Source organism: Novosphingobium fuchskuhlense, assembly GCF_001519075.1.
In the GTDB taxonomy this organism is placed as follows: Bacteria; Pseudomonadota; Alphaproteobacteria; order Sphingomonadales; family Sphingomonadaceae; genus Novosphingobium; species Novosphingobium fuchskuhlense.
Genome location: NZ_KQ954245.1, coordinates 837254 through 849971 on the forward strand (window position 1 = coordinate 837254; position 12718 = coordinate 849971).

The 12718-nt window shown below is 67.9% G+C and carries 5 protein-coding genes; 4 read left to right on the forward strand and 1 reads right to left on the reverse strand.

What is annotated here, in order from left to right; all coding sequences use genetic code 11:
• Positions 1 to 86: 86 nt before the first annotated feature.
• Positions 87 to 1196 carry a helix-turn-helix transcriptional regulator gene (locus tag AQZ52_RS13500; protein WP_067911689.1) on the reverse strand — a complete coding sequence of 370 codons (1110 nt, stop codon included), beginning with the start codon at positions 1194 to 1196 and terminating at the stop codon, positions 87 to 89.
• 235 nt (positions 1197 to 1431) lie between these two features.
• Here AQZ52_RS13500 and AQZ52_RS13505 point away from each other — a divergent pair, with 235 nt between their 5' ends.
• From AQZ52_RS13505 to AQZ52_RS13520, 4 genes are all read left to right on the forward strand, one after another.
• Complete coding sequence (locus tag AQZ52_RS13505) at positions 1432 to 6846, forward strand: beta strand repeat-containing protein (RefSeq protein WP_067911692.1); 5415 nt, start codon at positions 1432 to 1434, stop codon at positions 6844 to 6846.
• Between the two features lie 110 nt (positions 6847 to 6956).
• Positions 6957 to 8132 carry an efflux RND transporter periplasmic adaptor subunit gene (locus AQZ52_RS13510; RefSeq protein ID WP_067911695.1) on the forward strand — a complete coding sequence of 392 codons (1176 nt, stop codon included), beginning with the start codon at positions 6957 to 6959 and terminating at the stop codon, positions 8130 to 8132.
• The gene (locus AQZ52_RS13515; RefSeq protein ID WP_067911698.1) at positions 8132 to 11314 is read left to right on the forward strand and encodes an efflux RND transporter permease subunit; all 3183 of its coding nucleotides are present in this window, start codon (positions 8132 to 8134) and stop codon (positions 11312 to 11314) included. The genes AQZ52_RS13510 and AQZ52_RS13515 overlap by 1 nt, the downstream gene beginning before the upstream one ends.
• Complete coding sequence (locus tag AQZ52_RS13520) at positions 11311 to 12717, forward strand: efflux transporter outer membrane subunit (RefSeq protein ID WP_067911701.1); 1407 nt, start codon at positions 11311 to 11313, stop codon at positions 12715 to 12717. Before AQZ52_RS13515 ends, AQZ52_RS13520 begins: the two co-directional genes overlap by 4 nt.
• The last annotated feature ends 1 nt before the right edge of the window (position 12718 follow it).

The window sequence follows — 12718 nt, forward strand, 5'->3', positions numbered from 1 at the left end:
CGTTATTGCGTTTCTTGTAGCAACTGATCGCGGCCAACGCCACTGGCAAGACGGGAAGACGTCGAGACCGGAAGGCCTGAGGCCAATCAGATCCCGCGCAGCTGCGCCACCAGACCCTCGCGGCCGCTGACGCCGGTCCGCGCATAGACGGACTTGAGATAGGTCCGCAGCGTCGCCAGCGAAATCGCCATACGCCGCGCCGCCTCGGCCGGGGACTGGCCCAGCGCCAGCAGCACCGCCAGTTCCCGCTCGCGCGCGCTCAGCGGCAACGCCGCCGCCCGCCCCAGCACCACCGCGCCGATCGGCGGGCGCCGTTCCAGACTGACCATGTAGCGCTCGTCCGCACCATCCTCGGCGGCAGGCATCGCGCTGCCCCGCCGGCACGGCATCACGCGCGCCGCGATCTCGCCCTGCGGGGTGCGGCGCACCTCGTAAGGCGGCGGCGACGGCAGCCCGCGCGTGACCGCGATGGCCCGGTCGAGCAGGGCATGGAGCGCCGGGGTCAGCCGTTCGCCCAGCGCGCCCAGCATCACCCCGGGCGCGAGCCGCAACCCGGCGTGCTGCGCCGCGAGGGTGACCGCGGTGCCGGCCGCATACTCGATCCGCCCCGCCGCATCGACCAGAAAGGTGCCGCTCTCGTCGGTCCCGGCGGCAAAGGCACCATCCGCCTGCGCCCCGCATGGCGAAATCGCGGCGAGGACATGATCGTGCAGAGCCGAGAGCAGCGCTCTTTCGCTGCGATTGCCGGCAGTGCTGCTGGTGGCGCGGTTGACCATCAGCACACCGCGCGCCTGCCCGGAAGGATCGCGCACGACAAGGTCGAGCGAACTCGCGATGCGATAGGGCCGGAACACTTCATTGTAGACCACCGTGCGCGCAAAGTCCGGCCCGCTGCTGATCCGCTCGCCCGCGCCCACGCGCAGGCCCTGCGCCACATACTTGTCGAGCGTGGGCTCATGCGGATCGTTTTGCAGCGCCGCATGGCTGCCGACATAGGCGTCCATCGCGGCGGGAATGACCTCGCGGATCCATGCGTCCACCGGCTGTCCCTGCGGATCGACCCAGAAGAAATTGACGAACGAGCAGCCGATCATCCGCTCGATCTCCGCCGCCATCAGGCCGATCGACTGATGCGCGGGCAGCCCCAGCGCGGCGATCAGGCGCAAGTGCTTCAGATGGGTCTGGGCGGATGGCATGGGACCGCGAATGCTCCACGTGGATGTGCACAGGAAAGCAGGATCGTCGTTTTTTCTGGGATGCGGCCCGATTGCTCCAGTTGGCATGGGAACCGCGCCGCAGGCAAGCCCGCCAATACCCCAAACCGGGGGTATTTGCTTATGGCACAATCCCCTATCCCAAGGGCCAAAGCCGGATCCTGCGCCCGAACTGCGTTGCACGCCGGCAGAACGTGTTCGCGGGAGATCACAGCCAATGCCCGATACGCTCTCGGATCTGAAGGACAACTGGGGCACCGGCCCGGGCGGCGAGGATATCGTCCTCCTCGATCCGGCCGATTTCCACCTCGGCCTCTCGAGCTTCAGCGATGCCCAGATCGACCAGATCATCTCGGCAATCCCGTTCACCTCGCACACGCCGGGCACGAACTACATCGATATCGATGCAGGGGCCGCCGGGTTTGGCGCAAAGGCCAAGTTCTTCGCCGATTTCAGCTTCGGCCTTGCCCTCAACTACACCTTCAACCTAGGCCAGACTCAGGCCAGCGCCTCGGGCACCAAGGCGTTCGACGCCACCTTCGATGCCAACGGGGACGGCCGTGTCGATCTCTACGGCGCCTACGATCTCAACACCGCCAAGGCCCAGTTCACCTTCGGCGTACACAATGTCCTGCCCCAGAATGGCGAGACCGTGCTCGGCCTCGGCGTCAAGACCTCGGGCAATTTCGATATCGGTTTCAAGGACATCGATATCTACACCCCGCTGGGGTCGGTCTACAAGAACAGCTCGGACTTCTTCTTTTCAAAGTCGCTCGACAGCTACACCAGCCTGTTCAAACTCGATCAGGGCGATCCGCCGTCCGTCTATGATACCAAGGGGATCTACGGATCGCTCACCGCTCCGCGCCTGCCCGATCTTGCAGTTTCGGCCTCGGGCGGCGTCGGGGCGACGGCGACCAGCAGCGGTGTCGGGCCCGATATCGGCCTGCTCAAGATCATGCCGCTCGAATTCGTGCCGGTGATCGGCCAGGTGCTGCGCGGCGGCGTCCAGCTGCTTGCCAGCGATCCGCTCGATGTCATCCTCGAATGGGAACTCCTCCACCTCTCGCTCAACATGCATCTCGGCCTTGCGCAGGACCTCAAGGTCACGCTCGCCGGGGTCGACAGCGCGGTCAAGGTTGAGGAACGGTCGGCGGGCGACGGTTACACCACCATCTTCGACCAGAGCGTCGCCTATGGCAGCACCGTCAGCCTGCCCTTCTCGCAAGGGGACCGGCTCGGCACCCGGATCACCGAGACCTATACGCTCCACCTCCATTCCGACAGCACGGTCGCGCTCGATGCCCGCGCCACGATCGAACTGGGGCTGCTCTACTTCAAGCTGATCGTGAACCCGATCTTCATCGACGAGAAGAAGTTCGAACACTGGCTCTACCACCCGGACGAGTTCGAGCTGTTCAAGGTCACCCAGGAAATCGGCCACAAGGGCTCCGACTACACGATCACGCTGCCCGGCATGGTCAGTGTGGTCGATACCCATGTCGCGGTCACCGGCACCGATGCCGGCGAGACGATCACCATGGCCGACAAGCAGCCAATGGTCGACGCCCTCGCCGGCGATGACACCGTCATCGGCAATGCCGATCGCAACCTCATCTATGGCGGCGAGGGTAACGATACGATCTCCGGAGGCGCCGGCGATGACGAGATCCACGGCGGCAAGGGCTCGGACACCATCGATGGCGGGGCCGGCAACGACCTGCTCTACAGCGAGGCCGCGCTGGCGACGAAGCCCGAGGTCATCACCGGCGGCGCGGGCAACGACCGGATCGAGGCCGGGGGCCCCGGCACCTACGACGGCGGCGCGGACGACGACCAGGTCCTGCTGGTCGTCTCGGTCCTCGGCGGCCAGACCGTGCGCGGCGGCACCGGCAACGACGAGCTCACCGCCGACTTCCTGTTCCACACCAAGGGCGTCAGCGTCTCGCTGGCGGACAGCGGCACCGGCACCCTTCTTGCCGCGACCGCGAGCCGGCCCGCTGTCACGTACGAGGGGATCGAGACCTTCACGCTCAAGGGCAGCGTTGCGAAGGACGTCTTCACCGGCAGCAAGGGAGCCGATACCCTCGACGGGCGCGGCGGCAACGATATCCTCAGCGGCGCGGGCGGCGACGACACCATCCTCGGGCGGGACGGCGTCGACACGATCCATGGCGATGGCGGCAACGATGTCGTCTCGGGCGGTGCGGGCGATGACCAGCTCTTTGGCGATGCCGGCGACGACGGTATCGACGGCGGCGTCGGAAACGACACGATCCGCGCCGGCAGCGGCAGCGACGTGGTCAGCGGCGACGCCGGCAACGACACGATCTACGTCGACGACAAGGACGGCGTGAAGGATGTCGCCACGGGCGACGACGGCGACGACGTGCTGCGCGGCGGCACCGGCAAGGACGAGCTGAACGGCGTTGCCGGCAACGACCGGCTCTATGCCGGCTCCGATGGCGGCACGCTCTATGGCGGCGATGGCGACGACCAGTTCTGGGGTGCCGCCACAGCGATCATGCATGGCGGCTCGGGCAGCGATACCTTCAACGTCACCGCCAAGATGACCGGCATGCAGATCTTCGGCGAAGGCGAGAAGACCAGCGATCCCAAGCAGGGGCAGGATCTTCTCGTCCTCGGCGCCGGGGTTGCCGCCATCAACGAGGCCGCGCCCGCGAGCTACCAGTTCGCCGATTTCGACCGCGCCCAGGTCATGCTGTACGACAGCAATGTCACACTCACCAACGGCACCACCGCTGTCGGCATCGAAAACTTCGACGTGCGCGGCACTGCCGGCGCCGATGCGATCCTCTTCGGCAAGGGCGACGATACCGCGCGCGGCGGCAAGGGGAACGATTACCTCGACGGCGGCGGCGGGCGCGACAACCTCTATGGCGAGGAAGGCGACGATGCGCTCGTCGGCGGCCTTGGCGCCCACTACTACGGGGGCAGCGGCAACGACACGCTCTATCTCCGCATCCCCGCCGGTGACGAGCTTGGCGCCAATCAGGCCTTCTATCTCGATGCCGGTTCGGGTGACACCCTGTTCCAGGCCACCGTCGGCGGGGTCACCACCACCACCACTCTCCCCGGCGAGGGCGGCGGCAGCTTCGGCACGGTGCTCTCGAGTATCGAGGCAATCCGCATGACCGGTGGCGGCGCGGGCAACGACCGCATCAGTGGCGGCATCGGAGCGGACCTCCTCAAGGGCGGCGCCGGCAACGACAACCTCAGCGGGCGCAGCGGCGACGACACCCTCATCGGCGGGGCCGGGCGCGACCGGGTCTATGGCGATGCGGGCAACGATTTTCTCGACATCACCGATCTTGCCACCCCCGGCGGCTCGGCCAGCTTGGGCGGCGACCAGGCCTTCGGCGGCGATGGCAACGACACGATCATCGCCACCAACAGCGCCAACCGCATCGAAGGCGGCCTCGGCGACGATGACATCTCGGTCGGCGATGGCGGCAACTACGGGGCCTTTGTCACACTGATCAACGGCGATGGCGGCAACGACCACATCCAGGGCAGCAACGAGGCGGAGATCATCTTCGGCGGCCCGGACGACGAGACCGCCCCGGCCAACCTGCGCAGCGGCATCGACCTCGCACAGCTAGACGATGACTACATCCGCGGCGGCGGCGGTGACGACACGATCCGCGGGGGCATCGGCAACGATGTGATCTACGGCGATGCCGGTGCCGACAAGCTCTATGGCGGCCGGGGGGATGACACGATCAACGCCGACTGGCTGGACCGCGTGTTCGGCGGCCTCGGCGATGATCTCGTGATCATCGCGCCCACCCTCACCCCGCCGGCCTCGCCGCTCGTGGTGACGGGCGGCGCGGGCACCGATACGGTGCGCTTTGCCTATACCGGCCGGAGCGGGCCGCTCTCCTTCACCCTGGCCGGCACCGGCACCACCACGGTCGCGCCCGATCTCAAGCTCGTCACCGTCGAGGTGCTCGATATCGCCCTGTCCGATGGGAACGATTTCGTAACTGCGGGTGCTGGCAACGACACGATCCGCGGCGGCCTCGGCAGCGACACGATCCTCGGCGGCGGCGGCAACGACGTGCTCTATGGCCTCGGTGTCGCCCTGCGTCCCGGCACCGGTGCCTCCGGCGCGGCGGCCCCGCTGGATTCGCTCGTGGGCAATGCCGGCAACGACCGCCTCGTCTTCGACAACGCCGGCCGCGCCGATGGCGGTGCCGGCACCGACACCCTGGAGATCCACGGCCTCAACGCCGCGATAGGCCGCGGCGTGTTCATCGCCGGTGGCACCGGCACCCTTGCCGGCATCGACTACACCGACCTTGAAGCGCTCGACTACACCGCAGACCTTGCCGGCGGCGCGGTGGGCCTCCGGGCCGGCACGGGCGCTGACCGCCTCGTCGGCAGCGATGCGGGCGACACGCTCGATGGCGGCGGCGGAAACGACACGATCTCTGGCATGGGCGGCAACGACATGCTCAAGGTCGGCGCGATCACCGGGCAAGCCGTGCTTGATGGCGGGCTCGGGTTTGATACGGCCGACATCGATCTGGCCAGTTCGAGCGCGCACCTCTCGGTTCTGCTCACGGCCCTCCCGCTGCCCGGGACCGGCGCGGCGAGGCCGGTCTCACCGGTCCGGTTCACCTCGGTCGAGGCGCTCGTGATCACCACCGGTTCGGGTAGCGATGCCGTCACCGGCGGCGCACGCGCGGACCGCATCAGCACCGGCAGCGGCGATGACCGCGTGAACAGCGGTCTCGGCGCGGACACCGTCTCGCTCGGCGATGGCAACGACCTGCTCATCGATCAGGGCGGCAACGGCGACGTGATCGACGCCGGGCGCGGCGACGACCGGGTGACCATCGGCAAGCAGGCCGCCCTCGTCGATGGCGGCGAGGGGAACGACCGGATCACCGCCGATCTCTCGTCCTACACCGGCCTGTCCGTCACGCTCGCGCTCGGTGGCACGGTCGCCCTGCCGGCGCGCGGTTCGGCACTCAAAGGCTTCGAGGAGTATGTCCTCACCTTCGGCAGCGGCAACGATACGGTGCGGGCCGACTACGGCCTCCACCAGCTCGATGGTGGTGCCGGCACGGATACGCTCGTCATCGTAGCCGACGATGTGGTCAGCTACACCACGCACACCGTCGGCGCTGTCACCACCTACACGTTCGCCAACGGCATGGTCGCCACCGGCTTCGAAAGCGTGACCTTCGAGTACCGTCCGCGCACGCTCATCGGCACCGCTGCCGACGACGTGCTGGTCGGCGGCCCGGGGAACGACCTCCTGTCGGGCGGCAAGGGCACCGATCGGCTGACGGGCGGCGATGGCGCGGATTCCTTCCGCATCGATCTGCTCCCCACCACAGGGTCGGGAGCAGATACCATCACCGATTTCCATTCGGGCGAGGATCACATCGTGCTCGACAGCCGGGTGTTCACCCAGTTCAGCGCCTATGCCGGCAGCGCCCTTCCGGCAGCCGAGCTGGCGGACGGCACCGGCCACCTCGTCTATGACGCCGCGAGCGGCCGGCTCAGCTATGTCACGGTCGGCGCAAGCCCCGATCCGATCGTGATCGCTGCTCTCGCGGGCGGTGGCGAACTGCTGGCCAGCGACATCCTGATCATCTGAGGCGAACGGAGGCGAGCCGCTTTGCCCGGCCCTTTCGGACAAGGCGCTGCACTGCAGCAACACTTGCCCTTGGGCAGGAGGACCCATACGAAGGTTAAGTGCGTCGAATCATGTCTCTCCCGCTTGCCGGCACCCTGGCGCTTGCCGCCTGCGCGCCGGCCGCTCCGCCACCACCGCCCAAACCCCACGTTTCGGTAGCTCTCCCGCTGCAGCGCAAGGTGGTCGATTGGGACGACTACGTCGGCCGGTTCGAGGCGGTGCAGGATGTCGAGATAAGGCCGCGCATATCCGGCACGGTCGAAAGCGTGAACTTCCGCGAAGGCGTCGAAGTCGCCCGGGGCCAGGTGCTCTTCACCATCGATCCGCGCCCCTATCGTGCCGCTGCGGAGCAGGCCCGCGCCGATCTCGCCAAGGCCGAGGCGCTGGTCACCAATGCCCGCACCGAACTCGCCCGGGCGCAGAAGCTCGTCGACGCGCAGGCTATCAGCCGCGAGGAGTTCGAGACCAAGCAGGCGGCCCTGCGCAGCGCCGTGGCCGCCGCCGGGGCCGCCCGCGCCAACCTCGAAGCCAAGTCGCTCGATCTCTCCTTCACCACCGTCCGCGCGCCCATCAGCGGCCGCGTCTCGGACAAGCGCGTGTCCATCGGCACCTACGTGGCGGCGGGCCAGACGGTCCTCACCCGCATCGTCACCGTCAATCCGATCCGCTTCGCCTTCGAAGGCGCAGAGACCTTCTACCTCAAGTATGTCCGCCAGGCGCAATCCGGGGAGCGCCAGTCCTCGCGCTATGCGCCCAATCCGGTCGATATCAAGCTGGCCGACGAAACCAGCTACCGCTGGCATGGCCTGATGAAGTTCGTCGACAACGCGATCGATCGCAATTCGGGCACGATCCGCGCCTTTGCCGAGGTGGACAACCCCACCGGGTTCCTCGTCCCGGGCATGTTCGGCCGCGCCCGCCTGCTGGGTTCAGGCACCTACAGCGCCCTGCTCGTCCCCGATGAAGCCATTGTCACCGATCAGACCCGGCGCTTTGTCTACGTCGTCGGCAAGGACGGCAAGACGGTGCAGCGCAATGTCGAGACCGGGCCGCTGGTCGAAGGCCTGCGCGTGGTCAAGACCGGCCTCGCGCCCACCGAAAAGGTCATCCTTGATGGTCTCGCGCGGCTGCAGCCGGGCGTGGACGTCGATGCCAAGGTGATCACGATGAAGCCCCGCGCGGCGGCGGATTCGCCCGCCTCCAACGCGATCAAAGCGCCTGCTGCGGCCGAGGCGACGGCCAAGTAATGCGCTTGCCGCATTTCTTCATCGACCGGCCGATCTTTGCGGCGGTGCTCTCGATCCTGATCGTCATCATCGGCGCGATCGCCTATCCCTCGCTGCCGGTCGGCCAGTACCCGGAAATTGCGCCGCCCACGGTGGTCGTCTCGGCCAGCTACCCGGGTGCCACCGCCGAAACGCTGGCCGAAACCATCGCCGCTCCGCTCGAGGAATCGATCAACGGCGTCGAGAACATGATCTACATGCAGTCGTCCTCCACGGGCGACGGCAATGTCTCGATCACCGTCACCTTCAAGGCGGGCACCAATGTCGATTCGGCCCAGGTGCTGGTGCAGAACCGCGTCGCCACTGCCGAACCCCGCCTTCCCGAGGAAGTGCGCCAGATCGGCGTGACGGTGCGCAAGAACTCGCCCGACCTGCTCATGGTGATCAACCTCTATTCGCCGGACAAGTCGCTCAGCCACCAGTACGTCGCCAACTACGCCACCTTGCAGGTGCTCGACCGGCTGAGCCGCATTCCCGGAGTGGGCGGCGTGCGCATCATCGGCGCGCGCGATTACAACATGCGCGTGTGGATCGATCCCGATGCCGCCGCGAGCCGCAACCTGACGGTGGACGAGATCATCGCGGCGATCCGCGCGCAGAACGCGCAAGTCGCCGCCGGCTCGGTTGGCCAGCCGCCGTTCAACCAGGGCGGCACCGCCTTCCAGCTTGGCATCCAGACCAGCGGCCGTCTGACCTCGACCGACGAGTTCGGCGCGATCATCCTCAAGCGTGACGACCAGGGCAGGCTTACCCGCCTGCGCGATATCGCGCGGATCGAGCTTGGCGCGCAGGACTATGGCACCAATGCCTATCGCGACAGCTACCCCTCGATCGGTATCGGCGTCTCGCAGCTGCCGGGTTCAAACGCGCTGAAAACGGCGGCGGCCGTCGATGCCGAAATGGAAGCGCTCAGCAAAACCTTCCCGCCCGGCCTCATCTATTCGGTGCCGTTTCACCCCACTGAATACATCCGCGCCTCGATCGAGGCGGTCCAGCACACCCTGTTCGAGGCGATCATCCTCGTCGCTCTGGTCGTGCTCGTCTTCCTGCAAAGCTGGCGCGCGTCGATCATCCCGATCATCGCCATCCCGGTCTCGCTGATCGGCAGCTTCGCGGCGATGGCGGCGTTCGGCTTTTCGCTCAACAACCTTTCGCTGTTCGGCCTCGTCCTTGCCATCGGCATCGTGGTCGACGACGCGATCGTGGTGGTCGAAAACATCGAGCGCCTGATGGAGGAGGAAGGCCTCACCCCCCGTGCCGCCGCGCACAAGACGATGGACGAGGTCTCCGGCGCGCTCATCGCCATCGCGCTCGTGCTGTGCGGGGTGTTCATCCCCACCGCCTTCATCCCCGGCATCTCGGGCGCGTTCTACAAGCAGTTCGCGCTCACCATCGTCAGCGCGACCGCGATTTCGGCGTTCGTCTCGCTCACCCTGTCGCCCGCACTCGCGGCGCTGATCCTTCGCCCGCGCGATCACGGCGAAACACCCTGCCCACCCGGCTGGCGCGGCCTCCCGGTCCGTTTCGCGCGCGGTTTCAACACCCGGTTCGAACGCCTGTCCGCCCGCTATGGCCGCCTCACCGCGCGGCTTGTCCGCTCGCTCGGCATGATCGCGGTGGCCTATGTCCTGCTCCTCGCCGTGGCCGGCTGGCGCTTCTACGAAACGCCCACGGGCTTCATCCCCGCGCAGGACCAGAGCTACCTGATCGGCGTCGTCCAGCTGCCACCCGGCGCCTCGCTCCAGCGCACCGACGAGATCGTCCAGCAGGCCGCGCGGATGGCGCGCGACAATCCCAACGTGAAGACCACCATCGCCTTCGCCGGCTTCGATGGTGCCACCTTCACCACCGCGCCCAATGCCGGCGCGATCTTCATCACGCTCAAGGATTTCGATCACCGCCAAGCGTCCTCGGATCAGGTCGCGAACGAGCTGCGCAAGGCCTACGGCGCGATCACCGCCGGCAATGTCCTTGTCGTGCCGCCGCCGCCAGTGCGCGGCATCGGCACCGGGGGCGGCTTCAAGATGATGATCCAGGACCGCTCTGGTGCCGGCTATGCCGCGCTCGAAGGCGCCGCCTTCAAGATGATGATGGCCGCAGGTCAGGAGCCCGGGCTCAGTTCGGTGTTCACCACCTTCAACACCAAGACCCCGCGTCTCAAGGCCGAGGTCGACCGCGAGCGCGCGGAGCAGATCGGCGTGCCGGTGGAGCGCGTGTTCTCCACCCTCGGCACCTATCTCGGCAGCACCTACGTCAATGATTTCAACTTCCTGGGCCGCACCTTCCGGGTAACGGCCGAAGCCGATGCGCCCTACCGCGACGATGTCGGCGATATCCTGCGCCTGAAAACGCGCTCGGCCTCGGGCACCATGGTCCCGCTCGCCGCCGTGATGACGCTCAAGAACGACAGCGGCCCCTACCGCGTCGTGCGCTTCAATCTCTACCCGGCGGCAGAATTGCAGGGCGATACCAAGCGCGGCTTCTCCTCGGGCCAGTCGCTCATCACCATGGACCAGCTGGCCAAGGCTAATCTCCCGGCCGGGTTCACCTATGAATGGACCGAGCTTGCCTACCAGCAGCAGCAGGCGGGCAACACCGGCATCCTCGTCTTCGGCCTCGCGGTCGTGTTCGTCTTCCTGCTCCTCGCGGCGCAGTACGAAAGCCTCGTCCTTCCGCTCGCGGTGATCCTGATCGTGCCGATGTGCCTGCTTGCCGCGATCATCGGCGTCGACGTGATGGGCCGCGACAACAACATCCTCACGCAGATCGGCCTCGTCGTGCTGATCGGCCTGGCCGCCAAGAACGCGATCCTCATCGTCGAATTCGCGCGGCAGGGCGAGGACGAGGGCCTGGAATCGCGCGCCGCCGCCCAGCGCGCCGCGCACCAGCGCCTCCGGCCGATCCTGATGACCTCGATCGCCTTCATCCTCGGCACGCTGCCGCTGGTGACCGCCAGCGGGCCCGGTGCGGAAATGCGCTCGGCGCTCGGCATCGCGGTGTTCTTCGGCATGATCGGGGTGACGCTGTTCGGCCTCCTCTTCACGCCCTCGTTCTACATCATCAGCCGCAAGTTCGGCGACCGGGTCGTCCGCGCGTTCCCGCGCAAGCCCAAGCCGCTCCCCGATGCGGAGGGCGAGGCATGAAGCGTCTCGCCGCGCTGCTGCCCGCGCTCGCGCTTACCGGCTGCGTGGTGGGGCCAGATTACAAGCGCCCCGCCGCGCTCCCGCCCGAGCAGGTCCGCCTGACCGAAGCGCTGGACAACGGCGCGGTGGCGCCCTCGCCGCTCCCCGATGCATGGTGGCGCCTGTTCAGGGATGCCGAGCTTGACCGGCTCGTCACGCAGGCGCTGGCGAAGAACACCGACTTGCGCGTCGCCGCCGCCAACCTCCAGCGCGCCCGCGCCGTCCTCTCCGAGGCCGGTGCCGCGCGCCTGCCCACCACCGGCACCTCCGCCCAGTTCTCGCACAGCCGTCAGGTGATCCCCGCATTCGGACGCGCGGTCACCAACGATTTCTTCTCGCTCGGTTTCGACGCCAGCTACGAGGCGGAACTGTTCGGCGGGGTCAGCCGCAGCCTCGAGGCAGCGCGCGCCGATGCCGCCGCCGCACAGGCCGCCGTCGATGCCGCGCGCGTCGCGGTCGCCGCCGAAACCGCCCGCGCCTATGCCTCGGCCTGCGCCTTCGGTGAACAGGCCGATGTCGCACGCGAGACGGAAGGCCTGCAGGCCCGCACGCTCGATCTCACCCAGCGCCGCCTTGCCGCCGGGCGCGGCACGCGGGGCGAAGTCGATCAGGCCACCGTGCTGGTCGAGCAGGCCCGCGCTGCGGTCCCCGTGTTCGAAGCCGAACGCCGCGCCGCGCTCTATGCCCTCGCCGTGCTCACGGGCGATGCTCCCAGCGCCATTCTCGAAGCCCCCGCCGCGAAATGCCGCACCGTGCCGACCGCCGCCGAACCGCTCCCCGTCGGCGATGGCCAGGCGCTCCTCGTCCGCCGCCCCGATGTCCGCGAGGCCGAACGCGCCCTGGCCGCCGATACCGCCCGGATCGGCGTCGCCACGGCCGCGCTCTATCCCTCGATCACGCTGCTCGGCAGCGTGTCCCTCGGCGCCACGCGCTTCAGCAATCTCGGCAATTCGGGCTCGGTCGGCTATTCGGTCGGCCCGCTGATCAGCTGGAATTTCCCGCTGAACGGCGCGGCGCGCGCCCGGGTCGAGCAAAGCAAGGCGGTGGCCGAAGGTTCGCTCGCCCGCTTCGATGCCGCCGTGCTCACCGCGCTCAAGGAAGCCGAACAGGCCCTCGCCCGCGCCGGCGGGGCCACTGCGCGGGAGGACGCGCTGCGCCGCGCGATGGTCGCCAGCAGCGATGCCGCCCGCCTCTCGCGCATCCGGTTCGACTATGGTGCGGACAGCTTCCTGCAATTGCTCGATGCAGAGCGGCAGCGCGCCCAGACCCGCGCCGCGCTCGCCCAGGCCGAGGCGGAGCGTGCCGATGCGCAGATCAGCGTGTTCAAGGCGCTGGGCGGCGGCTGGGAAAACCCGGCGCCCTAGG